General features: G+C 71.4%; 25 protein-coding genes and 1 pseudogene. 6 read left to right on the top strand and 20 right to left on the bottom strand.

Going from position 1 to position 22684, the window contains the following annotated elements:
• Positions 1–3 precede the first annotated feature (3 nt).
• Both IM697_RS19690 and IM697_RS19685 read right to left on the bottom strand, forming a co-directional pair.
• Positions 4–648 carry a phosphoribosyltransferase gene (locus tag IM697_RS19690; RefSeq protein WP_194049016.1) on the bottom strand — a complete coding sequence of 215 codons (645 nt, stop codon included), beginning with the start codon at positions 646–648 and terminating at the stop codon, positions 4–6.
• A 29-nt stretch (positions 649–677) separates the two neighbouring features.
• Positions 678–917 carry a hypothetical protein gene (locus IM697_RS19685; protein WP_194049015.1) on the bottom strand — a complete coding sequence of 80 codons (240 nt, stop codon included), beginning with the start codon at positions 915–917 and terminating at the stop codon, positions 678–680.
• Positions 918–1130: 213 nt separating this feature from the next.
• On the opposite strand from IM697_RS19685, the gene IM697_RS19680 reads away from it, so the two are divergent.
• Both IM697_RS19680 and IM697_RS19675 read left to right on the top strand, forming a co-directional pair.
• The gene (locus IM697_RS19680) at positions 1131–1784 is read left to right on the top strand and encodes a phosphoribosyltransferase (RefSeq protein ID WP_194049014.1); all 654 of its coding nucleotides are present in this window, start codon (positions 1131–1133) and stop codon (positions 1782–1784) included.
• 49 nt (positions 1785–1833) lie between these two features.
• Positions 1834–2406: a GNAT family N-acetyltransferase gene (locus IM697_RS19675; RefSeq protein WP_194049013.1), complete on the top strand. Its 573-nt coding sequence runs from the start codon at positions 1834–1836 to the stop codon at positions 2404–2406.
• Positions 2407–2425: 19 nt separating this feature from the next.
• Here the strand turns inward: IM697_RS19675 and IM697_RS19670 are convergent, their stop codons facing one another.
• Positions 2426–3205 (bottom strand): SDR family NAD(P)-dependent oxidoreductase, encoded by a 780-nt coding sequence (locus IM697_RS19670; protein ID WP_194049012.1) that lies wholly within the window; start codon positions 3203–3205, stop codon positions 2426–2428.
• Between the two features lie 133 nt (positions 3206–3338).
• Between IM697_RS19670 and IM697_RS19665 the strand changes: the two genes are divergently transcribed.
• Positions 3339–3902: a hemerythrin domain-containing protein gene (locus IM697_RS19665; RefSeq protein WP_194049011.1), complete on the top strand. Its 564-nt coding sequence runs from the start codon at positions 3339–3341 to the stop codon at positions 3900–3902.
• A 19-nt stretch (positions 3903–3921) separates the two neighbouring features.
• Here the strand turns inward: IM697_RS19665 and IM697_RS19660 are convergent, their stop codons facing one another.
• From IM697_RS19660 to IM697_RS19630, 7 genes are all read right to left on the bottom strand, one after another.
• Positions 3922–4449 (bottom strand): hypothetical protein, encoded by a 528-nt coding sequence (locus IM697_RS19660; protein ID WP_194049010.1) that lies wholly within the window; start codon positions 4447–4449, stop codon positions 3922–3924.
• A 72-nt stretch (positions 4450–4521) separates the two neighbouring features.
• A complete protein-coding gene (locus tag IM697_RS19655) occupies positions 4522–5250 on the bottom strand; it encodes a metallophosphoesterase family protein (protein ID WP_194049009.1) in 729 nt (242 codons plus the stop codon).
• Positions 5247–5528, bottom strand: coding sequence for a BON domain-containing protein (locus tag IM697_RS19650; RefSeq protein ID WP_194049008.1), 282 nt, complete (start codon positions 5526–5528; stop codon positions 5247–5249). Before IM697_RS19650 ends, IM697_RS19655 begins: the two co-directional genes overlap by 4 nt.
• On the bottom strand, positions 5525–6163 hold the full coding sequence (locus IM697_RS19645; protein ID WP_228044976.1) for a hypothetical protein: 639 nt from the start codon (positions 6161–6163) through the stop codon (positions 5525–5527). Before IM697_RS19645 ends, IM697_RS19650 begins: the two co-directional genes overlap by 4 nt.
• A 96-nt stretch (positions 6164–6259) precedes the next feature.
• Complete coding sequence (locus IM697_RS19640; RefSeq protein ID WP_194049007.1) at positions 6260–7366, bottom strand: NAD(P)/FAD-dependent oxidoreductase; 1107 nt, start codon at positions 7364–7366, stop codon at positions 6260–6262.
• 225 nt (positions 7367–7591) lie between these two features.
• Positions 7592–9805: a catalase/peroxidase HPI gene (katG, locus tag IM697_RS19635; protein ID WP_194049006.1), complete on the bottom strand. Its 2214-nt coding sequence runs from the start codon at positions 9803–9805 to the stop codon at positions 7592–7594.
• A gap of 24 nt (positions 9806–9829) precedes the next feature.
• On the bottom strand, positions 9830–10279 hold the full coding sequence (locus IM697_RS19630; RefSeq protein ID WP_194049005.1) for a Fur family transcriptional regulator: 450 nt from the start codon (positions 10277–10279) through the stop codon (positions 9830–9832).
• 201 nt (positions 10280–10480) lie between these two features.
• On the opposite strand from IM697_RS19630, the gene IM697_RS19625 reads away from it, so the two are divergent.
• Complete coding sequence (locus IM697_RS19625) at positions 10481–11851, top strand: alpha-lytic protease prodomain-containing protein (protein ID WP_194049004.1); 1371 nt, start codon at positions 10481–10483, stop codon at positions 11849–11851.
• Between the two features lie 65 nt (positions 11852–11916).
• On the opposite strand, the gene IM697_RS19620 is transcribed toward IM697_RS19625, so the two are convergent.
• From IM697_RS19620 to IM697_RS19600, 5 genes are read right to left on the bottom strand one after another with little or no spacing between them, the layout of a single operon-like run.
• Positions 11917–13011 (bottom strand): serine hydrolase domain-containing protein, encoded by a 1095-nt coding sequence (locus tag IM697_RS19620; RefSeq protein WP_194049003.1) that lies wholly within the window; start codon positions 13009–13011, stop codon positions 11917–11919.
• Entirely contained in the window at positions 13008–13928 is a 921-nt protein-coding gene (locus tag IM697_RS19615) for a DUF6895 family protein (protein ID WP_194049002.1), read from the bottom strand. Before IM697_RS19615 ends, IM697_RS19620 begins: the two co-directional genes overlap by 4 nt.
• Complete coding sequence (locus tag IM697_RS19610; RefSeq protein ID WP_194049001.1) at positions 13925–14959, bottom strand: DUF6895 family protein; 1035 nt, start codon at positions 14957–14959, stop codon at positions 13925–13927. The genes IM697_RS19615 and IM697_RS19610 overlap by 4 nt, the downstream gene beginning before the upstream one ends.
• Positions 14956–15666 carry a hypothetical protein gene (locus tag IM697_RS19605; RefSeq protein ID WP_194049000.1) on the bottom strand — a complete coding sequence of 237 codons (711 nt, stop codon included), beginning with the start codon at positions 15664–15666 and terminating at the stop codon, positions 14956–14958. Before IM697_RS19605 ends, IM697_RS19610 begins: the two co-directional genes overlap by 4 nt.
• A 22-nt stretch (positions 15667–15688) precedes the next feature.
• Positions 15689–15874, bottom strand: a complete 186-nt coding sequence (locus IM697_RS19600) for a hypothetical protein (protein WP_194048999.1) — start codon at positions 15872–15874, stop codon at positions 15689–15691.
• A gap of 271 nt (positions 15875–16145) precedes the next feature.
• Here IM697_RS19600 and IM697_RS19595 point away from each other — a divergent pair, with 271 nt between their 5' ends.
• Positions 16146–16619 (top strand): carboxymuconolactone decarboxylase family protein, encoded by a 474-nt coding sequence (locus tag IM697_RS19595; protein ID WP_194048998.1) that lies wholly within the window; start codon positions 16146–16148, stop codon positions 16617–16619.
• 180 nt (positions 16620–16799) lie between these two features.
• A pseudogene (locus IM697_RS45900) lies at positions 16800–16988 on the top strand (succinate dehydrogenase); the annotation flags it as partial.
• Positions 16989–17268: 280 nt separating this feature from the next.
• Here IM697_RS45900 and IM697_RS19590 read toward each other — a convergent pair.
• The 5 genes from IM697_RS19590 to IM697_RS19570 form a co-directional block, all read right to left on the bottom strand.
• The gene (locus IM697_RS19590; RefSeq protein WP_194048997.1) at positions 17269–17661 is read right to left on the bottom strand and encodes a VOC family protein; all 393 of its coding nucleotides are present in this window, start codon (positions 17659–17661) and stop codon (positions 17269–17271) included.
• Positions 17662–17772: 111 nt separating this feature from the next.
• Positions 17773–19503, bottom strand: a complete 1731-nt coding sequence (locus IM697_RS19585; RefSeq protein WP_194048996.1) for an amylo-alpha-1,6-glucosidase — start codon at positions 19501–19503, stop codon at positions 17773–17775.
• Positions 19504–19583: 80 nt separating this feature from the next.
• Positions 19584–20408, bottom strand: a complete 825-nt coding sequence (locus IM697_RS19580; protein ID WP_194048995.1) for a carbohydrate ABC transporter permease — start codon at positions 20406–20408, stop codon at positions 19584–19586.
• The gene (locus IM697_RS19575; RefSeq protein WP_194048994.1) at positions 20405–21388 is read right to left on the bottom strand and encodes a carbohydrate ABC transporter permease; all 984 of its coding nucleotides are present in this window, start codon (positions 21386–21388) and stop codon (positions 20405–20407) included. The genes IM697_RS19580 and IM697_RS19575 overlap by 4 nt, the downstream gene beginning before the upstream one ends.
• Before the next feature lie 19 nt (positions 21389–21407).
• The gene (locus IM697_RS19570) at positions 21408–22652 is read right to left on the bottom strand and encodes a sugar ABC transporter substrate-binding protein (protein WP_194048993.1); all 1245 of its coding nucleotides are present in this window, start codon (positions 22650–22652) and stop codon (positions 21408–21410) included.
• Between the last annotated feature and the right edge of the window lie 32 nt (positions 22653–22684).

The raw sequence follows: 22684 nt of genomic DNA, 5'->3' as shown, positions 1-22684 counted from the left end.
GCCTCACTCGCCCCGCAGCACCGCCAGCACATCGTCGTCGGTGAGCTGGCGAAAGTCCTCGTACCACTCGCCGACCGAGCTGAACAGCCTCGGCTGGTGCAGGCAGACGAAATCGTCGACCTCCCGGCGCAGCTCCTCGGCCGCTTCCGGAGCGCAGACGGGGACGGCGAGCACCAGGCGCCCGGGCTCCCGGCCGCGTACGGCGCGCACCGCGACGCGTGCGGTGGAGCCGGTCGCCACGCCGTCGTCGACCACGATGGCGGTACGGCCGCGCAGCTCCGGCGCCGGGCGGCCCTGCCGATAGCGCTCCTCGCGCCGCCGCAGCTCCTTGCGCTCCCGCTCCACCACCGGCGCGAGATCCGCCTCGCTCAGGCCCAGCCGGTCCAGCGTCGGCTCGTCGAACAGCGGCGGGTCGTCGCCGCCCGCGAGCGCGCCGACCCCGAACTCCTGGTGGAACGGCGCCCCGATCTTGCGTACGACGAGGACGTCCAGCGGGGCATCCAGCGCCCGGGCGATCTCCCGGGCGACGGCGGCGCCGCCGCGGGGCAGGGCGAGGACGACGGGCTGCGCGAGCATGCCCTTGTCCTGCCGGACGCGCAGCTGCTCCGCCAGCTCCCGCCCGGCCACCGTACGGTCACGGAACTGCATGGGTCTGCCCTTCATCCAGCCGTCGGCGTTCACTCGTTCGCCGTGTCGGACGTGTCCGTGCCGTTCCAGTCGTACGGTCCACCGCCGCGCCATTCGATCAGGTCGGGGTCGTCGACGGCCCGGTCCTCGGCGGGCAGGCCCGCGCGGTGCACCAGGTCCATGACGTCGAACAGGCTGTACGCGGTGCCCGTCGGCTCGCCACGGATCGTCACCTGACGGCCGCCGTCGGACCCCGGCGGCAGCACCACCACAAGGGGACGCGTGCTCATGTCACCACCATGCGCTCCGCGTGGCCGGTGCGCAGCCCGGCGTACCGGCCACGTCGCGTTGAGGACTCCGGATTGTGCCGGGGTTACCCGGGTTCCCGCCTCGCAACACGCGAAAAGCGGTGCGGGCGGCCGGCCCGTCCGGCCGCGCCTGCCCGTTTCGCGGTGGGTACGCCGGGCACTCGGCGGCTGCGTCGAGCGTGAGGGAGGAGCGCCGTGCCGTTTCGCGACCGTACCCACGCCGGACAGGAGCTCGGCCTGCGGCTGGTCGAGTGGGCCGACTCCGGCGATCTGCCCAATGTGCTCGTGCTGGCCCTGCCCCGCGGCGGCGTGCCCGTGGCCGTGGAGGTCGCCCGGGCCCTGCACGCCCCGCTGGACGTGCTGGTCGCCGGCGAGATCAGCACTCCGATCCGGCCGCAGACGCCGATCGGCGCGGTCGCCGCGGACGATCCACCGCTGTACGACCGGCAGAGCCTGGCGATGATGCATCTGTCCGAGGACCGGCTCGGCGACGTCGTCGTGCGGGAACGCAACGAACTGCACCGCCTCGAGTACCTCTACCGCGGCCGCCGCCCGCCCCCGTCGATCGACGGCCGCACGGTCGTCCTCGTCGACGACGGCCTGGCCACCGGTCTGACCGCGGTGGCCGCGCTGCGCTTCCTGCGCCGCCACGGTCCGGCACGGCTGGTCCTGGCGGTCCCCGTCGGCAGCCCCAGGACCGTCGAATCCGTCCGCACCGAGTGCGACGACCTCGTGTGCCTGGAGCAGCCCGCGGGCCTCCATGTCATCGGTGAGTGGTACGAGGACTTCGGCCAGGTCTCCGACACGGAGGTGGCGAGGACGCTGCACGGGTTCCACGCCACGGCGTGAGCCGCCGAGTCACCCGCCGCTCAGGTACGCGCCGTGACATCGTGGTGCCATGGCCATAGAAGTCCGCCCCGCCGCCGTCTTCGAGGACGTCCACGCCGTGCTCGGCCCGAAGTCGCCCGGGGCGAACGTCTGTTGGTGTCTGAGCTACCGGATCCCGTCGAAGCTGAACAACGAGCTGCGCGGACCGGCCCGCGGCGAGTACGTCGCCGGGCTGTGCCGCGCCGATCCCCCGCCCGGGGTGCTCGCCTACGACGGTGACGAGCCGGTCGGCTGGGCCGCGGTGGCGCCGCGCTCGGCCACGTCCTTCGCCCGCAACCGCAAGATCCCGCACGTCGACGACCTGCCGGTGTGGTCGCTGTGGTGCGTCCGCGTCCGCCCCGGCCATCGCAAGCAGGGCATCAGCCACGCCCTCATCGCGGGCGCCGTCGACTTCGCCCGCGACCGGGGCGCGCCGGTGGTCGAGGCGTACCCCCTCGACAACGCTGGCGCCAGGGTCGACCTGACGATGGCGTACGCCGGGCTCCGCAAGAACTTCGAGCGCGCCGGGTTCGTCCATGTCGCCGACACGACGTCCGTGCTGGCCGGTCACCCCCGCATCCTGATGCGGCTCGACCTGCGGTGACGGGCCCGCTCTCGCGGGCTCAGTGGACCGAGAACCCGCCGTCGACGAAGATCGACTGGCCGGTGACATAGGCGGACGCGCGGCTCGCGAGGAACACCGCCGCGCCGGCGAAGTCCTCGGCCAGGCCGTTGCGCCCGACCATCGTGCGCGCGGCGAGCGCCGCGACCCGCTCCGGGTCGGACGACAGGCGTGTGTTGAGCGGCGTCATGACGAAGCCCGGCACAAGGGTGTTGCAGGTGACGCCGTACGGCGACCACGCCTCCGCCTGGGAGCGGGCCAGCGATTCCAGCGCCCCCTTGGAGACACCGTAGGCGCCGCTCTGCACGAACGCCCGGTGCGCCTGCTGGGAGGTGATGTGGATGATCCGTCCGAAGCCGCGCTCCGCCATGCCGGGCCCGAACCGCTCGCCCAGCAGATACGGCGCGTCCAGGTTCACGGCCATCGTGGTGTCCCACACGTCCTCGCCCAGCTCGCCCATCGGCGGGCGCAGGTTGATCCCGGCGCAGTTGACGAGGATGTCCGGCTCGCCGAACGCCTCGACCGCCTCCTCGGCCGCGGCGCGCACACCGTCGCGCGTGCCCAGGTCGGCGCTCACCCACGCGGCCCGGCAGCCGTGGGCCGTCAGCTCGTCGACCGTCGCGGCCAGCTCCGCCTTCCTGCGCGCCACGACCACGACACTCGCGCCGGCCCGCGCGAGCGCCTCGGCGATGGCCCGGCCGATGCCGGAGCTGCCGCCGGTCACCACGGCGACCCGGCGGTCCAGCGAGAACAGTTCGGAGAGGTACGGCTGCGAGGTCATGCCCGCACCCTAGGCGGCGCGTTGACGGCGTCGGCGCGCGGGGCGGCGCCGTGTTGCATCCGTCGGATGCGGGCACTCGACGCGCACGGCGCGCCCGTCCGGGCCGCCGCGGAAGTACGGAGGTGAACAGAACATGGGTCATGGTGGGAACGTCATCGACGAACTCATGACCGATCACCGCGAGGTCGAGGAACTCTTCGGCCGGATCGAGGGGCTCGCGCCCGGTCACGAGGACCGCAAGCTGTACGCCGACCAGGCCACGATGGAGCTGGTGCGGCACTCGGTGGCGGAGGAGGAGTACCTGTACCCGGCCGTGCGGCGGCATGTCGCGGGCGGGGACGCCATCGCCGACCGGGAGATCGAGGACCACTCCAGGGCCGAGCGGATCATGAAGGACCTGGAGGGGTGCGACGCCGCCGATCCCGAGTTCGACCGGCTGATCGGGATGCTGATGACGGACGTCCGCTCGCACATCGCCGACGAGGAGGGCGCCCTCTTCCCCCAGTTGCGCGCGGCCTGTCCCCCGGAGGCACTCGACGATCTGGGCGACAAGGTGCGTCAGGCCAAGAAGGTGGCGCCGACCCGGCCGCACCCGGCCGCCCCGGACAGGCCGCCGGCCAACAAGCTGCTGGCTCCGGGGGCCGGGCTGGTCGACCGTCTGCGCGACGCGCTGACGGGACGCGGCAAGCCGGACTGACGGCCCCGCTCGGCCGTCCTCAGGCGGTCAGCGCCCGGCCCGGGTCGATGCGCTCGTGCAGGGCCGGGCGGTGCAGGGCCGCCACGGGGGCGACGAGGTCGGGGTGGCGCAGCAGGGCCGCCGCCTCGCGGTCGCGGGTGTCGGGGGACACCAGGCGCCGGAACTCGACCGGCGCACCCGGCGTACCGCCGCCGTTGGCGAGCCGGGCGATGGCGAGCCGGGCCAGCTCGCCGTCGCTGAGCAGGCAGGCGGCCCAGCTGGCGACCACCTCGTCGACCCAGGTGCGCCAGGCGGAGTCGTCCGCGTCGTCGTGCCCGGCCGGGTCCGCGCCGGTGATCCAGTCCAGCCCGGCCGTGCCACCGGGGCCGGCCATCTGCACCAGGGCGGCGTCGGTCGGCGTCGGATAGCGCAGCCACGCCGCGACCGTGACGGCCTGGCGGGCCTGCACCTCGCTCAGGGCAGCCGCCAGCGCGCCACCGCACGCCGGGTAGGAGAGCGTCAGCCACTGGGTGGTCGCCGCGATGAGCGGGGAGAGATCTGCGAGCACTGCCGGACCGTCCGGGAACTGGCGGGGAACGGGAATCCATCCAAACGTACCCGTCGCACCGGAAAGGCGGCCTCAGCCGGGCTCCGACAGGTGGTAGACGTGGAACGCCCGGCCGATCACCGGCTGCGCGACGTTGCGCACCTTCACTCCCCCGCTGGTCATGCCGTGTTCCGTCCCGAGGTGGGCGTGCCCGTGCACCGCGAGGTCGGCGCCGGCCCTGTCGATCGCCTCGGCCAGCAGATAGCTGCCGAGGAACGGATAGATCTCGGGCGGCTCGCCGGCCAGCGTGTCCGGCACCGGGGAGAAGTGGGTCAGGGCGATGCGTACGTCGCAGTCCTGCCCGCCGAGTTCCTCCAGGGCGGCCCGCAGGCTGTCGGCACACCTCCGCGAGTACCGGACGAACTCCTTCATCAGCGGTTCGCCGAACTCGCCTGCGCAGCGGCCCACGAACCCGCCGCCGAACCCCTTCGTGCCGGCCACGCCGATGCACACGTCGCCGTCGCCGACCACGGTGGCCTGCCCTTCCAGGACCCGCGCGCCCGCCTCCCGGAGCACTGCGGCGACCTCCTGCGGGCAGTCGGCGTGGTGATCGTGATTGCCGAGGACCGCGACCACGGGGACCGGCAGGTCCTTGATCTCCCGTGCGACCACCTGGGCCTCCTCACGGGTGCCGTGGCGGGTGAGGTCCCCGGCGAGCAGCAGGACGTCGGCGCTGCCGTCCAGCGTCTCGAACGAGGGGCGGAGCACGCCCTGGCTCTCGGGGCCCAGATGGATGTCCCCGACGGCCGCGATCCGGATCATCCGACCTCCTCGGCGTGGTCCGGCACGGAGGCGTCCGCGACCACGATGTCGCAGTGGACGGGGGTTCCGGGCAGCTCCTCGCGGGCCAGGCGCAGGACGTCGGCACGGCACGCCACCGACGGCACGGTCCCGGTCAGCAGGACCGCCTCACCGCGGATCTCGATCCGCACGCCGAGTTCTCCGAGGTCGCCGGCGGCGAGGTGGTCGGCGAAGTGGGCGACCCGGTAGTCCAGGCTCTCCGCCGCGCCGGGGGCGGGTCGGCCGCCGTGTCCGCTCATCGGTGCACCTCCCGGGGCTCGATCACGTTCAGGCGTTCCAGGAGGTAGAAGAACGCCGCGGGCATCGGCTCGTCCCCGCAGGAGGCGCGTACGTCCTCCCAGTCGACCTTCTCGCGCAGGGCGCGGGCCGCGGCGAGCGCCGGCCCGAAGTCGCAGTGGTGCTCCGAGAACGCCTCGATCAGGGCGCGCATGAGATCGGTCGGCGCCAGGACGGGCATGCGCACCGAGTCGACCGGCATCTCCTGGGCGCGGGCCAGCATGTCGGTGGTGACCGGGCGATGGGCGAGTTCGAAGAGGAGGTCGACGTCCTCGCCGAGGCACGTGGTCTTCATCAGCCAGTCCTCCGGCGGCGTACGGACGCCGAGGCCGGCCTCGGCCAGCGTGTCCGCCACCGCCTCGGCGTCGGAGCGGCGTACGCAGAAGTCGGCGTCGTGCTGGAGGTGGCCGCTGCCTCCGTGTGCGTAGACGGCCACGCTGCCGGCGAGGGCGAAGCTGTGCCCGTTCCGCTTCAGCAGCGCGCCGACCTGCTTGGCCGCCTCGAGGATCGCCTGACTGCGGTCAGTCATCACACCTCCGTCAGCCACCCGGCTGGGTGAGGGCTCCGAGTACCCGGCGCGCCCGCCTTCGATACGCAGTACAGGCGCGCCCCTAAGGGGCGCGGGGAACTGCGCGACCAGCCACACCGAAGCCGCAGACGACCGACGGCGTATCCCGGCCCACCCAGCGGAGCGCTACGCCGCGGTGTAGCCGAGCTGGCGCCTCATATAGGGCGTCATGAGGTTCTTGGCCTTGGTGACGGTGGTGGTGCGGCTGCCGAGGACCGCCGTCTCGCCGCCCGGCACGGGCAGGACGGTGACTCCGTCGGCGGGGCCGAACGGCACGATGAGCGGGGTGCGGTGGATCGGCCGGTAGAAGCGGGGCTTCTTGCGGTGCTTGCCGGCGCTGTTCAGGTAGGCGCGGATGTTGTGGGCGGCCAGGTCGGCCTGGGCGAGCGCGGCCGGGGTGATCTTGAGGTCGGTGGCGTCGTTGACGTCGCCGACCGCGAACACGTCCAGCCACCCCCGGAGGCGGAGCGCCTCGTCGACCTTGACGTGGCCCGAGTCGGTCAGCCAGTCGCCGTGCCCGGCCAGGCGCAGCCAGAGCGTGTTGGGTGTGGTGCCGGTGGCCCAGAAGGAACGGTCCGCCTCGATGATGTTCCCGCGGGCGTCGCGGTAGGTGCCGAAGTCGTTGCCGGGGGACATGAAGGAGTCCAGCCACACATCCACGTCGTGGGACTCCAGCCAGGCCCGCGCCTTGCGTCCGGCCCGCGCGCTGCCCGTGGAGTGCAGCAGTTCCGGGCCGGAGTGGGCGAGGGTGACCCGGGCGTCCGGCCGGGCGAGGCGGATCTCGGCGCTGAGCTCGACCCCGGAGGGGCCGCCGCCGACGACCAGGACGTGGTCGGCGGTGGCGACGTGCTGCTGGTGCGTGACGAAGGACTTCACCGCCTCCTCGGTGGTGGTGCCGGTGAAGCGGGCGGGTTCGGGGTAGTCGGCGCCGGTGGCGATCACCAGGACGTCGTAGTGCAGCCGCTCCCCCGTTCCGAGGATCACCTGTCGCTCGGTGGTGTCGATGCGGACGGCCTTGCCGACGGCCACTCGGCCACGGCTGAGCAGCCGGTCGTAGGGGATGAAGGGGCTGTGCGACCAGTCCGGGCGCACCCCGGCGCGCAGGGAGGCGATGCGGTGGAAGAAGACTTCCTTGCGGTCCACCAGCGTGACCCGTGCCGTCGTGTCCAGTCGCTTCGCCAGACGGACGCCGGCATAGCCGCCGCCGATCACTACTACGTCGCCGTCAAACACGCCGGGTCTCCTGTGCTGGTGGGGGGAAGGAGGAGCGGGTGACGCGACGGGTGGGCCGTCGTTGGCCACTCCCCTGTTTCCGCGAGCGTAGCGCTTGAAACCTAAAGAATTTATGTGCCCCGGTGTGCGTTCTGTGAAAACTGGGGCCTCTGTGGCACCCATGGACCCGGAAAGACGTCCAGGCCGACCCGTGCGGGCCGGCCTGGACGTGGTGTTCGGTACGGATCAGACGAGGTCGAACCGGTCAAGGTTCATGACCTTGACCCACGCCTCGACGAAGTCCTTGACGAACTTCTCCTTGGCGTCGTCGCTCGCGTAGACCTCGGCGAGGGCGCGCAGCTCGGAGTTGGAGCCGAAGACGAGGTCGGCACGGGTGCCGGTCCACTTGACCTGGCCCGAGGCGTCACGGCCCTCGAACGTGGTCTGGTCCTCGGACGTGGACTTCCAGGTCGTGCCCAGGTCGAGCAGGTTGACGAAGAAGTCGTTGGTGAGCCGGCCCGGCGTCTCGGTGAAGGCGCCGTGCTTGGAGCCGTTGTGGTTGGCACCCAGCACCCGCAGGCCGCCGACCAGGACGGTCATCTCGGGGGCGCTCAGCGTGAGCAGGTTGGCGCGGTCCAGCAGCAGGTACTCGGCCGGCAGGCGGTTGCCCTTGCCGAGGTAGTTGCGGAACCCGTCGGACGACGGCTCAAGGGCGGCGAACGACTCGACGTCGGTGTGCTCCTCGGTCGCGTCGACACGGCCCGCGGTGAACGGCACCTCGACGTCGACACCGGCGTCCTTGGCGGCCTTCTCCACGGCGGCGGAGCCACCGAGGACGATGAGGTCGGCCACGGAGACCTTCTTGGCACCAGAGTTGAACTCGCCCTGGATGTTCTCCAGGGTGCGCAGGACCTGGCCGAGCTCGTCCGGGTCGTTGACCTCCCAGTTGCGCTGCGGCTCCAGGCGGACGCGGGCACCGTTGGCGCCGCCTCGCTTGTCGCTGCCGCGGAAGGTGGCGGCCGACGCCCACGCGGCCTTGATCAGCTGCGGGACGGTCAGGCCGGAGTCGAGGATCTTGGCCTTGAGCGCCGTGACGTCGGCGGCGTCGATGGCCTCGCCCTCGGCCTGCGGCAGCGGGTCCTGCCACAGCAGCGTCTCCGCCGGGACCTCCGGGCCGAGGTACAGCGACTTCGGGCCCATGTCACGGTGGGTCAGCTTGTACCAGGCGCGGGCGAAGGCGTCCGCGAACTGGTCCGGGTTCTCGTGGAAGCGCTTGGAGATCGGGCCGTAGATCGGGTCGAAGCGCAGCGAGAGGTCGGTGGTGAGCATCGTGGGCAGACGCTTCTTCGACGGGTCGTGCGCGTCGGGGATGATCGCCTCGGCGTCCTTGGCCACCCACTGGTTGGCGCCGGCGGGGCTCTGCGTGAGCTCCCACTCGTAGCCGAAGAGGATGCTGAAGAAGTCGTTGCTCCACTGGGTGGGCTTGGTGGTCCAGGTGACCTCCAGACCACTGGTGATCGCGTCGCCGGCCTTGCCGGAACCGTAGGTGGACTTCCAGCCCAGGCCCTGCTCCTCCATGGAGGCGGCCTCGGGGTCGGCGCCGACGGCGTCCGCGGGGCCCGCGCCGTGGGTCTTGCCGAAGGTGTGGCCACCGGCGATCAGGGCGACGGTCTCCTCGTCGTTCATCGCCATCCGGCGGAACGTCTCACGGATGTCGCGGGCCGCGGCGATCGGGTCCGGGTTGCCGTTGGGGCCCTCCGGGTTGACGTAGATCAGGCCCATCTGGACGGCGCCGAGCGGGTTCTCCAGCTCGCGGTCGCCGGTGTAGCGCTGGTCGTCGAGCCAGGTGGTCTCGGGACCCCAGTACACGTCCTCGTCGGCCTCCCAGACGTCGGCGCGGCCGCCGCCGAAGCCGAAGGTCTCGAAGCCCATCTGCTCCAGCGCGACGTTGCCCGTCAGGATCATGAGGTCGGCCCAGGAGATGGACTGGCCGTACTTCTTCTTGACCGGCCACAGCAGACGGCGGGCCTTGTCGAGGTTGCCGTTGTCCGGCCAGCTGTTCAGCGGCGCGAAGCGCTGCTGACCGCGGCCGCCACCGCCACGGCCGTCGCTGATGCGGTAGGTGCCGGCGCTGTGCCAGGCCATCCGGATCATCAGCGGACCGTAGTTGCCGAAGTCGGCGGGCCACCAGTCCTGCGAAGTGGTCAGCACCTCGGCGATGTCCCGTTTCACGGCCGCCAGGTCGAGGGCGTTGAACGCCTCGGCGTAGTCGAACTCCTCGCCCAGCGGGTTCGCGACGGCAGGGTCCTTGGCGAGGATCTTCAGGTTGAGCCGCTCCGGCCACCACTGGCGGTTGCCGCCGCCCTGCGTCGGGTGGGCGGCGCGACCGTGCGCGACGGGGCAGCCACCGGTGCCCTCCGTCTTCGCGTCAGTGACGATCGCATCGGGGTTCTCAGCCATGGGAAACCTTCCGAACTAGGTGGATCACAGTGCTCGGGGTGCACTGCTGGCGGTGGAACAGTCGGGGCACAGGCCCCAGTAGATGACCTCGGCCTCGTCGATCGCGAAGCCGTGGTCGTCGGACGCGGTCAGGCAGGGTGCCTCGCCGACCTCGCAGTCGACGTCGGCGACGACACCGCACGACCGGCACACGATGTGGTGGTGGTTGTCGCCGACACGCCCCTCGAACCTGGCCGGACTGCCGGCCGGTTCGATACGACGTATGAGTCCCGCCGCGGTGAGTGCGTGAAGGCCCTCGTACACCGCTTGGACGGAGACATGACCTACGCGATCTCGCACCCCGGAGGCGATGGCCTCGACGCCGAGATGGTCACCGGCCCTGACGGTCTCCAGCAGCGCGACACGCGCCGCGGTCACCCGCAGGCCGGCACCGCGCAGCTCCTCGGCGGGGGTCGGAGTCTGGGATGCGGTCATGGCGTCAACCTACCTCGCTAAACACGAATGATTCAAGAAAACGAACGATGAAACTTTGGTGATCCGCCCGCTGGCGCACATGGCAGGCTGCGGAGGCCCCCCAAAGCGCGAAAAATCATCTCTTCTGACATTGACCCCTGTCTTTGCGTCAAGGCCTCCATCTGGTCGGAATCCCACGCGTACTCGATGGAGGTACATCGCATGCTCGGCAGACATACGGCGGCCGGTCGCCGCGCCGCCCTGACCGCTCTCGGCGCCCTCGTCCTCACCGGTGTCACCACGGCCGCGACGGCGGCCCCGCCGCCCGCGCCCGCTTCCACCGCGGCGCAGACGCTCGGCGCCGACCGGCCGCCGGCCGCGGTGGTGCGCGCCATGGAGCGCGATCTGAAGCTGAAGCCTGGGCAGGCCGCCGAGCGGCTGGTCAACGAGGCGGAGGCGGGCGCTCGCGCGGGCCGGCTGCGCAACTCCCTCGGCAAGCGCTTCGCCGGCGCCTGGCTGCGGGGGGCGACCTCCGCCGAGCTCGCCGTCGCGACCACGGACGCGGGCGATGTCTCCGCCATTCAGGCGCAGGGCGCGAAGGCCGTCGTCGTCAAGCGGCCGCTGTCCGAGCTCAAGGCCGTCAAGGAGAAGCTGGACAAGGCCGCGACCGGTGCCAATACGCGCGACACACCGGTCTGGTACGTCGACGTACCGTCGAACCGGGTCGTCGTCCAGGCGGTCAAGCGCTCGGCCGCCACGGCCTTCATCAAGGCCGCCGGCCTCGAGGGCAAGGGCGTGGCCGTCCGGGTGTCGGCCACACGGCCGCGGCTGCTGGCGGACCTCGTCGGCGGCGAGGCCTACTACATCGAGGGCACCGCCCGCTGCTCCATCGGGTTCTCCGTCACCAAGGACACCCAGCAGGGCTTCGCCTCGGCGGGTCACTGCGGCAGCGCCGACGACACGACCACCGGCTTCAACATGGCCCAGCAGGGCGCCTTCGAGGCCTCGACGTTCCCCGGCAAGGACATGTCCTGGGTGAGCGTGAACAGCGACTGGACGGCCACGCCCGACGTGAAGGGCGAGGGCGGCCAGCGCACACAGGTCACCGGCTCGGTCCAGGCGCTCGTCGGCGCGTCGATCTGCCGCTCCGGCTCCACCACCGGTTGGCACTGCGGGACCATCGAGCAGCACGACACGAGTGTCAGCTACTCCGAGGGCACCGTCGACGGCGTCACCGAGACCACCGTGTGCGCCGAGCCGGGCGACTCCGGCGGCCCGTACATCTCCGGCTCCCAGGCCCAGGGCGTCACCTCCGGCGGCTCGGGTGACTGCACGGACGGCGGCACCACCTTCTACCAGCCGATCAACCCGATCCTCAGCGACTTCGGCCTCGTCCTGAAGACCGCGGCCGCCCAGGGCGGCTCTCCCGCCCCGGGGGACAACGGCACGGCCGCCACCTGGTCCGCGGGCCATGTCTACGAGGCCGGCGCCACGGTCACCCACGCGGGCGTGCGCTACCAGTGCCTGCAGAGCCACCAGGCGCAGGGCAGGTGGGCGCCGGGTGCGACGCCGGCACTGTGGCAGCGGCTCTAGCAGGACGCGGGAGCCGTACGGCATGCGGTGCGGGGCACGGGCCCCGCACCGCATGCCGGCGTACGTCACTCGTCAGCGAGGAACGCGTACGCGGAGGCGATGAAGGCGTCGCGGGCGCGGAAGCGGCGGGTGCACAGCGCGACCAGGGCGGTGCCGGTGTCGGGGCGGAACCCCAGGAAGGCCTGCTGGCCGAGGGTGGCACCGCTGTGGAAGTACATCGGCCCGCCGTTCGTGGGATGCCGGAACCACGCCATCGTGTGCACGTGCCGGTGTCCGAGTCCGCGTCGCAGCACGGGCGTGCGCACCGCCCGCAGCGCCCCGGCCAGCGGGGAGCCGGCCGGGTCGAGATGGGCTTCCAGGAACGTGAGCAGATCGAGCGGCGTGGCGCGGACGGCACCCGCCGCGGCGAAGCCTCCGGCGTCGAAGGGGAGGGTGGGCGTGCGTCCGTCCTTGCCGTGCCCGACGGCGTCCGCCTTGGGGTCCTCCGCGCGCAGGGCGGTGCCGGTCAGGCCGAGGGGACGCAGTATGTGTGCGCCGAGCAGTTCCTCCCATGTCGTGCCGGACGCCGCCGCGAGGGCGTGGCCGAGCACGGCGACGCCGAAGTTGGAGTACTGCCACCGGGTGCCGGGCCGATGCCGCGCGCGGTGCCGCAGAAAGGCGCCGGTCACCCGCTCGGCCCCGTAGCGGCCGTAGGGGTTGGTACGCCAGGCGGGGAGCGCCCTCGGATAGAAGTCGGGCGGCAGGGTGGGCAGTCCGGCCGTGTGGGTGACGAGGTGGGCGAGCGTCACCGCGGCCGGGTCGGTCCGGCGGCGCGGGTCGAGAAGGGCGGCGGCCGGCTCGCCCCCGGTCAGCAGGCCGCGCTGGATGAGCCGGGCCAGCAGCAGCCCGGCGAACGTCTTCGAGGCCGAACCGATCTCGTAGCGCAGGTCCTGCCGGGGGACCGGCGGGGGCGGGGCGGCGCCACCGCAGTGCAGGGTGCGGCGGCCGTCCCGGGAGACGGCGAAGACGACATCGGGGGCGTCGACGGCGGCCACCGCGTCCGCGAGCCGCTCACGAAGCTCGTCGTCACCGCCGGCGAGGCCGCCTGTGCCGTCACCGCCTGTGTCGTCGCTGCCTATGCCGCCGGCCGTCCCGGGCCACGGCGTGGTCGGGCCCGTCATGTCGCCGCGTGGGTCAGTTCGGTGAGGGCGCGGGACGTGGCCAGCAAGGAGGCGAACGCGGCGACCAGCGTGGGGTGGTAGACCATGTCGAACACCTCGTCCGGCTCGCCCTGCGGCATCGCGCGTACGGCGGGCATCGCGCCGTCGGGCTGCTGCGCCGCGGCGAAGCCCTCCCAGGCCCGTTCGTCCAGGGTGGGGCGGGGCAGGCAGGCGTCCACGACCAGGAGTTCGCCGAGCAGGTCCCAGCGTTCGAGGTCCAGCCAGTCGTCGATCCACACCGGCAGCCAGGTCGCGAGGTAGTCGGCGATGTCGGGCGGCAGGGCCTCGGGGTGCTCGCCCCAGTCGGTGAGGTGGAACACCGTGTGGGTGACGTCGTAGGCGATGTGCCCGCTGACCGTCCAGGGCTCGGGCCGGCGGGCCAGCCAGGTGGGGCCGACCAGGGCCGTCTCGGGTGTGCGGGGCGGGAGGCCGAAGCGGCGCTGGAACGCGGCCAGTCCGAGGCGCCGGGTCGGGTCCAGTTCCAGGGCCGACCAGCTTTCGAGCCGGTGGTAGAGGACGGTGGCGCGCTCCACCTCTGGCTCGCTGTAGCCGAGTTCCTTGTACGGGAGGTACACCTCGAAGGGGATGGGCGACAGCGGCTCGACGCGCTGGCCGCGCACCAGCATGCGGCCGCCGTCCAGGGTGTGCCGCCAGGTGTGGTCGAGGAGCTTGCGCGCCAGTTCGGCCTGCTTGGAGCCGGCGACGCCCTCGCGGAACAGCACCCGGCAGATCAGGGCCAGTTCGCCGACGGGTTTGAAGCGCTCCAGGAAGCCGACCTCGGGATCGACGTCGGTCTCCAGCCGGAAACCGTCGCGGTGGTTCCACAGCCACTCCAGGGCGCGGACACCGACGGTGTGCATCAGTCGGGTGTCGGTCATCCGGGCACTCCTTGTCCCCCGTGGCGGGTGTGCGTGCGGCCCGCGTACGACGCGTGACCGGCGCCGCCCGCTTCGGTGTCGTCGTCGGTCGCGCCGCTGAGGCGCTTGAGGGTCTGGGCCGCGGCGAAGGCGGCCATCAGGGTGGAGTGGTAGCAGTGCAGGAAGTCCGGCTCCGGGCCCGGGTCCTCCGGGTCCTCCGGGTCCTTCGGGTCCTCCGGGGGAGCCTCCTGGGGGAGCGCGCCGGAGTCGTGCTGCGCCGTCGCGATCCGGGTCCAGGCACTGCGAAAGGTCGCCAGGTCGGGCGGGTCGGGCAGGCTCGCGGCCACGACGAGCAGTTCACAGCTCAGGTCCCACATCCCGGCGTCCAGGCAGGTGTCGAGCCAGGACGGCAGCCAGTGCTCCAGATACGCGGCCACGTCCGCGGGGACGCCCGCGGGGGTGCGGCCCCAGTCGGTGACGTGGAAGACGACGTGGGTGAGCGCGTACCCCGAGGAGCGCTCGAACGTCCACGGTTCCGGCAGTCCGCCCAGCCAGGTGCGCCGCAGTACCTGCGCGGACTCGTCAGGCCGGTGGATGCCGCTGCGCCGCTCGGCCTTCAGCACACCGAGCCGGCGCGTGGGTTCCTGTTCGGTGAGCCGCCAGCCCCGGGTGCGGGCGGTCGTGGCGGCGGCGGCCTCGTACCCGGGATGCCGCAGCCCGGCCGCGGCGAAGACGGAGTAGACCTCCAGGGGGTAGGTCGCGAAGGGCTCCAACCGCTGGAGGCGTACGAAGAGTTCACCCCGTCCGGTCTGCTGCCAGGCGAACCGCAGCAGGTCGGACGCGCACGCGTGCAGCGGGTCCGACGGCGCCAGGTGGGACCGTACGCTCTGGCAGGTCTGGGCGAGTTCCCCGAGCGGTTTCCAGGTGACGTCCACGTGGCCGTCGGCGGTGAACGCGTCCTCGCCCAGCGCGAAGTCGGCGCGGTGCGCGGACAGCCAGGCGAACGCCGCGGCGCCCACCTCGCGGATCTCGCCGACGCCCATGGCTGTCATACGAGCGCCCCGGCGGCCCGCATGACCCGTGCCGCCTGTACCTGGAGGGCCACCCGGGGGTCGGAGCCGCCCATCAACTCGACGAAGTCCAGCCCTGTTTCGAGGCCGAGGGTGTCCGGCACCCCGTCGAGCAGGGTCAGCCAGCGTCCCGCTCCGGCGGCCTGCTGCCAGTCGCGGCGGCGTACCGCGCGTACGAAGCCCCGGGACACGTCGACCGGGCGGCGCCGGGCCGCGCGGGTCACGGCGCAGTCCTCGCCGGGCAGCGCGAGGGGTGCCAGTACGGCGAGTTGGTGGGTCAGGGTCTGCCAGGGCGCGTCGTCGAGCCACCCGGCGTCGGGTTGGGGGTCCGCGTCGACTGCGGGCGGGCCGTTCAGCGGTGAGTCCAGGCGCCGCAGGGTGCGGCGCATGGCCCAGTGGCTCCACAGGACGGTGGGTGCCGCGTCGGGGCGTGGCGGGAAGGCCTCCACCGTTCTGCGGAACACGGCAAGTGCCTCCGGGGCGGGCGGAGTCGGGAAGAGGACGTGCGGCAGCAGCAGGTCCGCTCCCAACACCCGTACGGCCGCGAGGGAGAGGCCGCCCTCGATGTCGTCCACCGCCATCGTGCCGGACATGCGCACGTGGTCTCCGCCCCGCAGGGCGGAGACCACGTCGGACGCAATGTCCTGCACCGCGCCCTGCAACAGGGCCGAAGTGCCTGACTGGTCCATTCAGTCGCTCCCGTCGGTCCGCTCAGCCCTTCTTCGGGCGAGGGGTCGGCGGGGACAGCAGCAGCTTGGTGTCTGCGGAGAGTAGCGCCAGCGCGGCGCACTCACGGCTGTCGCGGAAGACGCCGTCGGGCTCAGCGGGGTCGAGTGCCGCTTCGAGGTCGGTCCGCACGCCGGTCGTGTCCTGGATCGCCTTGTCAATGGAAGGCATATCACCATCTCCTCTGGGGTCAGCCATAGCCTCCACAACCAGAGCACCACACAGTCACAAAGCGCGCATCTTTTCCCACAGGGTGCCATACGTCACTTCTTCAACATTCAGGGCACCGGCGGGCGGTGGCCGAAGTCAACTGAAAGGCTGTCAGGAATTGCGTGCGCCCGCGGACAACCGTGAGACGCGGCTCACACACGGAGTGCTGTCACAAGGATCGGTCCACCCCGGTCAGTGGTGTGGAAACCCGCCCCACAGACAGGAGATCATCGTGGAACCGCGTCTCGACTACTTCGGCAACCCCCTCGCGGGAAAGGTCCTGCGGCACATCAACTCGGCCAGCAAGCTGCTGTCGGACTCCGCCCTGCCGGGCACCGTCCAGGAGCTGGTGAAGATCCGCGCCAGCCAGATCAACGGCTGCGGATTCTGCACCGACATGCACATCAAGGACGCCGCCCAGGCCGGCGAGACCGCGCAGCGCCTGCACCTGGTGGCGGCCTGGAGGGAGGCCGAGGTCTTCACGGAGGCCGAACGCGCCGCCCTGGAGCTGGCGGAGCAGGGCACCCGTATCGCCGACGCGGCCGGTGGCGTCACCGACGAGGCGTGGGCGGCGGCCGCCAAGCACTTCGACGAGGACCAGCTCGTGGCGCTGATCTCGCTCCTGGCCGTCATCAACGCCTACAACCGCATCAACGTCATCAACCAGCAGCCCGCCGGGGACTACCGACCCGGCCAGTTCGGCTGACCGGCGGTGCCGGACCGCGAGCGGCGATCGAACCGGCCGAGGCCGGTGCCGACGCCCTCGCGGTCGAGGAGAGCTGTCTGCCCGCCGACCCGCGCACGGTGAAGATCGTCACCCAGGGCTCGGTCTTGGAGGCCTACGGCTCCGGCCGCACGCGGTGATGGGGGGAGCCTGCGCAACGCCGAGACGATCATGAACCGGCTCCCCCGCGGCTAATCAGGCCCTTCTCGACCTGCAGATGCTGGACAGCACCCGCGTGCCGATCGAGATCACACCCACCGCGCACTACTCGATGGGCGGGGTCCGGGTCCGCCCCGAGGACCAGAGCACCGACGCCGCGGCCTGCACGGCGTCGGCGAGGCGCCGCGCGGCCGCCGCCTACTCGCGGTCACTGGGACACCCTGCTCGGGGCGGGCGGGCCGGATTACGTACGTGCCCCGCAGCGAGCCATGCATCCACCCCGACATCGCCCTCAGGCCCGCCTGCCCCAGCGGCCCGCGCCACCGATGAACTCGCGCCGCCCCCGTGTGCCACACCGCCATGGCGCGCCGGTCGACGGCGTGGTGGAGGTCGCCGGCCCCGACGCCTTCCGCCTCGACGAGCTCGTCGGCGAGGTCGCCGACTGGCCCGTGCGACGGCGGTAGCCCTCCGGTCAGTTCTCCTGGAGCACGGAGAGGACGTTCCCGGCGGGGTCGGTGAACCATGCGATCGCCGTGGGTCCGCCGTTGCCGACCCGGACGATGCCCTTGTCGTCGTGGTCGAAGCCGGAATAGCGCTCGAAGGTCACGCCACGCCCTGTCAGTTCCGCGACGGCGGCCTCGATGTCGTCCACGGGGAAGTTGAGGATCGTGAAGGTGGCGGGGGTGTGCGTCTCCTTGGGGTAGACGAACACCTGGGCGCCGGTGCCGAGCTTGATGGTCAGCATGCGCATGTCCCCTTCGCCGGTCTCCGCCACGTCGAGGCCGAGTGTCTCGCCGTAGAACCGGCGGGCCTGTCCGAGGTCGTCGACCGAGAAGCCACTGAACGCCTTCGATTGTCCGAGCATGCCGGGTGTCTCCATTCACGGGTGAGCCGTCCTGACATCTCAGGGCACACCACGAGCCACCACGCCCGGGCACTCGCCACGCGGAACGACGTCCGGATGGTCGTGCGCCGTTCACTCCCGGCGTGCGTGTGCCTCGGCGAGGAGGAGGTAGCTGCTGGCGGTCCAGGTGTAGGCGCGGTCGCGCAGACCCGTGCCGGTCAGGGCGTCGAAGTTCTCCGCGAAGCCATGGGTCTCGCACAGGGCGCGGAAGCGGGCACTGATGTCGTCGGCCAGCCGGTGGTGCCCGGCGCGGCGCAGACCGTCCTCGATGAGGATGGTCGCGGGAGCCCAGATCGGGCCTCGCCAGTAGCCGTCGGCGAGGTAGTGCGGTGAGCTGGGCAGCTCGGTGGCGAGGCCGTACGGCGTCAGATGGGCCTTGACGTGGTCGGCCAGCGTGCTGCTGATCTCGTCGGGCAGATGCTCGCCCAGCACGACGGGCATCAGGTCGAGGAGGCCGGCGCTGCTCCAGGTGTCCCCGCCGGCGACTCCCCTGGCGACGAACCTGCCGTCGGCCCAGAGCTCGTCGAGCAGCGCCGCCTGGATGGTCCCGGCCGCCCGCGTCCACCCGTCCGCCTCGTCGGCCATGTCCAGTTCCCTTGCCAGGTAGGCGAGTTCATGGAGCTGGAGGACGAGGAACGCGGCCAGGTCGGCGGTGACCACGACGCGCTCGGGGTCGAAGGTGGTGGCGTTGTCCCAGCCGCTGTCGTTGCCGTGCTGGTAGTGGGCCAGTATGGCCCCCGGGGCCCGCCGCGCGGTGAGCCAGAACTCGGTCCAGCGCGCCAGGCGCCGGTACGTCTCCGTCAGCTCCTCCCGGCCGGGAGGCGTCGGCAGCCGACGGCGCAGCCGGCTGAAAGCCCAGCCGTGGATCGGGGGTTTGACGAAGTTGTAGAGCACCTCGGAGTGCGTGACCGAGTCCGGCAGCGCACCGCTCTCGTCCTGGTGGTCGAAGGGCAGGGCGAACTGGTCCAGGGCCAGTTCGGGGCAACCGGGGGCCAGGGCAAGGGCGTTGAAGCAGTGGTCCCAGCTCCACACCTTGTCCATCCAGTGCTTGGACATCAGCACGGCGGGCCGGGTGACCAGGCCCGTCGGTCGTACGGTCGCCGACCAGACGACGTAGGCGGCGAGTTCGGCGGCCGGGGTGGTGGACGAGCGCCACGGGGCCACCGCGTCGACGAAGTGCGTAAAGGACTGCCGGGCGGTCTCCACGATCTCGTCGAAGGTCGCCGCGGACGTGTACGGCGGGCGCGCGGTGTCGAGTTCCTCGATCGCGATCTCCCAGGCTCCGCCCGCCTCCGCGGTCACGACGAGACCACGGTCGGTGCCGCCCAGTCCCTGGGCACCGGTTGTGCCGGCGACGGTGCCGGACAGCACGGTGATCCGGTAGCGGCGTCCGGTCTCGTACGACGTGAACACGTGCGCGTCGGCTGCCGGATCGTGGAAGAAGTACGTGCCGCTGAACGGGGTCAGCGCCTGCGCGGCGGCACACACCCTGATGTCCAGCCCGCTCCCCCGCAGGCGCACGGTGTCCGGTGACTCGTAGCCGAGGTCGACGCGTCCGCCCGTGCCGATCCAGCTGAGCAGGGCCGGTGTCGCCTCGACGCCGGTCTCGGCGCGGGCGCCCGTCGAAGGGTCCAGCGGGATCAGGCGCAGGACGGCGTGCATGCCGTTCTGGTGCGAGACGAGGTGGAGGTCGTCGGCGTAGGCCTTCTCCGCGACCACGGGTGAGATGTCGAACCAGGATCCGTACGTGCTGAACGGGATGTCGCGGACGGAGAAGGCCGGGCCGGGGGTGGCGGCGGTCATGAGGCGTGACTCGTTTCTCGTGCAGGTCGGACCGGCCGACCGGGGTGGGGGCCGGCTGGGTCGAGACGGGATGGTGGAGCTCAGTCCTTGACGGCTCCGGCGGTCACACCGGCGGCGACGTAGCGCTGGGCGAGGACGAGGATCACCGCGGCGGGCAGCGAGGCCACGACGGCGGTGGCCATGATGGCGTTCCACTCCTGGTTGTTGTTGCCGATGTAGTGGTAGATGCCCAGGGTGATCGGCTCGTGCGGACCGCCGTTGACGAGGGTGCCGGCGAACACGAAGTCGGACCAGGACCACAGGAACGCGAACAGCGACACCGTGACGACGGCGTTGCGGCTCATCGGCAGCACGATCGACCAGAAGGTGCGCAGCGCGCCGGCTCCGTCGGTCTTCGCGGCCTGGAGGAGTTCGCCGGGGATGCCGGACATGAAGGCGGTGAAGATGAGCACCGCGAACGGGACGGCCAGGGTGGAGTCGGCGACGATCAGGCCGGGGACGGACTGGAGCAGGCCGAGTTGGAGGTAGATGGCGTAGAAGCCCATCGCCATGATGATGCCGGGGATCATCTGGGCGGCCAGCAGGACGAAGCTCAGCAGGCCGCCGCCGCGTGGGCGCAGCTTGGCCAGGGCGTAGCCGGCGGGTGCGGACAGGGCGACGGTCACCGCGACCGTGCCGAGGCCGATGACGAGGCTGGTGCCGAGGTAGGGCAGTTGCTCGTCGAGGACGGTGCGGTAGCCGGCCAGGGTGCCGTGGGCGGGGAACAGGTCGGGTGGGCTCTTGCGCATGTCCTGGTCGCGGGTGAAGGACACGTTGAGCATCCAGTAGACCGGGAAGAGCATGATCCCGGTCAGCAGGAGGCCGGTGGCCGTCTTCCACCATGTGCGGTGGGTGCTTCGGTTCATGACAGCGCCTGCTTTCGCTGGACCTTCATGTAGATGAGGCCGAACACCAGGGCTGCGACGACCAGCAGGTTGCCGACGGCGGCGCCCGGCCCGAACGCGGGCAGGAGGTTGCCGAAGCCGAGTTGGTAGGACCAGGTGGCGAAGGTGGTGGACGACTCCGCCGGGCCGCCCTTGGTCATGATCCAGATGATGTCGAAGACCTTGAGCGTGTAGATCAGTCCGAGCAGCAGCGTGATCGCCGATACCGGGCGCAGCAGCGGGAAGGTGACGCGCCAGAAGCGCTGCCAGGCGTTCGCCCCGTCGAGGGCGGCCGCCTCGTACAACGAGTTCGGGATCGACTGCAGGCCGCTGTGGAGCACGACCAGGTTGAAGGGGACGCCGATCCAGATGTTCGCGATGATCACCGAGGTCAGCGACCACGACGGCGAGGTCAGCCAGTTCACCGGCCCGATGCCGACGAGGTTCAGGGCGGCGTTGACGATGCCGGAGTCGCTGTTGAGCATCCACGACCAGGTCGAGGCGGACACGATCAGCGGCAGCAGCCAGGGCACCAGGAACAGGGCGCGCAGGGTCGCCGACAGCCGGAAGTGCTGGTTGAAGAAGACCGCGAGGGCCAGGCCGATGGCGTACTGGAAGAACAGGCAGACGGCGGTGAAGACCACGGTGTGCAGCAGTGCAGGGGCGAAGGTCGGGTCGTCGAGGACGGTCCGGTAGTTCTGCAGGCCGGTGAAGGGCGCGTCGCCCTGGACGAAGGAGCGGACGGTGTAGTGGCGCAGGCTCAGGTCGAGGTTGCGGTAGAGCGGATAGGCGTAGAAGAGGATGAGGTAGAGGGCCACCGGGGCGAGGAATCCCCAGGCGGCCCACTGTGTGGAGGTGGGCCGGCGCGGCGACCTGGCGCGGGCCGGGGGCGGGGCGGTGGCGGCCGCCCCCTTCCGGGCGTGCACGGACGCGCGGTCCGGCAGCTGTGTCGTGTGGTTCATCTGCGGTCCGATCCGCTGGCTACTTGACGGCGGACTGGGCCTCGGCCAGTGCCTCCTCGGGCGACTTGGAGCCGCTGAGGGCGGACTGGACGGCCTTCCACAACTGCTCGGAGATCTTGGGGTACTTGGTGCCCAGGTCGTCGCTGGTGCGCCCCTTGGCCGACTTGACCGCGTCGACCCAGGGCTTCAGCTCGGCGTTCGCCGCCACCTGCTTGTCCTGGACCTCGCCGGTGGGGGCCACGTAGGAGAGGGTGGTGTCGGTGTCGTAGATGTTCTGGGCGCTGGTGAGGCAGGTCCCCAGCTTCTGGGCGGTGGCGTAGCGGCCGGTGTCCTCCTGGACCGGGAGGGTGACGAACTCGCCGCCGGTCGGAGCCGCGGCGTTGCCTCCGTCAGCGCCCGGGATCGGCAGGACGCCGTAGTCGAAGCCCGCCTTCTCGGCATTGGCGAGCTGCCAGGTGCCGTTCTCCGCGAAGGCGTAGTCGCCGCCGGCGAACTCCTGCCAGCTCGTGGTCTGGGTGTTGTTGATGACCGAATTGGGCGCGTAGCCCTTGTCCAGCCAGTTCTTCCACAGCGACAGCGCGGAGACGGCCTCGGCGGAGTCGAGTTCGGTCAGCTTCGCGCCCGATCCCCAGAACCACGGCAGGAACTGGAAGCTGCCCTCCTCGGTGCCGATCGCCGAGAAGGTGATGCCCTTCTTGCCGGCCTTCTCGACCTTCTCCAGCGCCGCCGTGAGCGACTTCCAGTCCTTGATCGAGGCGGTGTCGACCCCGGCCTCCTTCAGGACCTTCTTGTTGTAGTAGAGGGCGAGGGTGTTGGCGCCGATCGGTGTGCCGTACGTCTTCCCGCCGGACTGTCCGGCCGCGAGCAGGTTGGGGTCCACCTTCGAGGTGTCGAGCTTGTTCTCCTCGGTCGTGGTGAGCACGCCCGCCTCGGCCAGGGTCGACACCACCGGGTTGTCGACGATCAGTACGTCCGGGGAGTTGCCCTGCTGGGCCGCCAGCAGCGTCTTGTTGGCCAGGTCGCTGGTGTCGAAGCCGGTCCGCTTGATCTTCACGCCCGCTTCGGTGCCGCACTCGTCGAGCAGCTTCGTCCAGGCCGAGCCCTTGGCGAACTGCGGGTACGGGTCCCAGATGGTGTACGTGCCGCTGTCCGCGCCCTTGGCGCCGCTGCTGCCCGAGCCGGTGGAGCAGGCGGTGCCGACGACGGCGACGACGGTCGACAGGGCAACGGCGACGAGGAGCCGTCGTCTGGAGGAGCTGTGCATGGCGGGTCCTTCGTTCTTGGCATGGAGGTGCC

It is taken from the genome of Streptomyces ferrugineus, assembly GCF_015160855.1.
GTDB lineage: Bacteria > Actinomycetota > Actinomycetes > Streptomycetales > Streptomycetaceae > Streptomyces > Streptomyces ferrugineus.
This window is presented reverse-complemented; position numbering and strand designations above follow the sequence as displayed.

Excerpts from the sequence above, each read along its gene's own strand:
- IM697_RS19590 (WP_194048997.1), bottom strand. The coding sequence starts at position 17,661 with ATGCTCGGACAATCGAAGGCGTTCAGTGGCTTCTCGGTCGACGACCTC.
- IM697_RS19650 (WP_194049008.1), bottom strand. The coding sequence starts at position 5,528 with ATGAGCGGACACGGCGGCCGACCCGCCCCCGGCGCGGCGGAGAGCCTG.
- IM697_RS19675 (WP_194049013.1), top strand. The coding sequence starts at position 1,834 with ATGGCCATAGAAGTCCGCCCCGCCGCCGTCTTCGAGGACGTCCACGCC.
- IM697_RS19685 (WP_194049015.1), bottom strand. The coding sequence starts at position 917 with ATGAGCACGCGTCCCCTTGTGGTGGTGCTGCCGCCGGGGTCCGACGGC.
- IM697_RS19600 (WP_194048999.1), bottom strand. The coding sequence starts at position 15,874 with ATGCCTTCCATTGACAAGGCGATCCAGGACACGACCGGCGTGCGGACC.
- IM697_RS19690 (WP_194049016.1), bottom strand. The coding sequence starts at position 648 with ATGCAGTTCCGTGACCGTACGGTGGCCGGGCGGGAGCTGGCGGAGCAG.
- IM697_RS19585 (WP_194048996.1), bottom strand. The coding sequence starts at position 19,503 with ATGACCGCCGCCACCCCCGGCCCGGCCTTCTCCGTCCGCGACATCCCG.
- IM697_RS19630 (WP_194049005.1), bottom strand. The coding sequence starts at position 10,279 with ATGACCGCATCCCAGACTCCGACCCCCGCCGAGGAGCTGCGCGGTGCC.
- IM697_RS19615 (WP_194049002.1), bottom strand. The coding sequence starts at position 13,928 with ATGACCGACACCCGACTGATGCACACCGTCGGTGTCCGCGCCCTGGAG.
- IM697_RS19605 (WP_194049000.1), bottom strand. The coding sequence starts at position 15,666 with ATGGACCAGTCAGGCACTTCGGCCCTGTTGCAGGGCGCGGTGCAGGAC.
- IM697_RS19620 (WP_194049003.1), bottom strand. The coding sequence starts at position 13,011 with ATGACGGGCCCGACCACGCCGTGGCCCGGGACGGCCGGCGGCATAGGC.
- IM697_RS19575 (WP_194048994.1), bottom strand. The coding sequence starts at position 21,388 with ATGAACCACACGACACAGCTGCCGGACCGCGCGTCCGTGCACGCCCGG.
- IM697_RS19580 (WP_194048995.1), bottom strand. The coding sequence starts at position 20,408 with ATGAACCGAAGCACCCACCGCACATGGTGGAAGACGGCCACCGGCCTC.
- katG (WP_194049006.1), bottom strand. The coding sequence starts at position 9,805 with ATGGCTGAGAACCCCGATGCGATCGTCACTGACGCGAAGACGGAGGGC.
- IM697_RS19670 (WP_194049012.1), bottom strand. The coding sequence starts at position 3,205 with ATGACCTCGCAGCCGTACCTCTCCGAACTGTTCTCGCTGGACCGCCGG.
- IM697_RS19665 (WP_194049011.1), top strand. The coding sequence starts at position 3,339 with ATGGGTCATGGTGGGAACGTCATCGACGAACTCATGACCGATCACCGC.
- IM697_RS19655 (WP_194049009.1), bottom strand. The coding sequence starts at position 5,250 with ATGATCCGGATCGCGGCCGTCGGGGACATCCATCTGGGCCCCGAGAGC.
- IM697_RS19625 (WP_194049004.1), top strand. The coding sequence starts at position 10,481 with ATGCTCGGCAGACATACGGCGGCCGGTCGCCGCGCCGCCCTGACCGCT.
- IM697_RS19570 (WP_194048993.1), bottom strand. The coding sequence starts at position 22,652 with ATGCACAGCTCCTCCAGACGACGGCTCCTCGTCGCCGTTGCCCTGTCG.
- IM697_RS19610 (WP_194049001.1), bottom strand. The coding sequence starts at position 14,959 with ATGACAGCCATGGGCGTCGGCGAGATCCGCGAGGTGGGCGCCGCGGCG.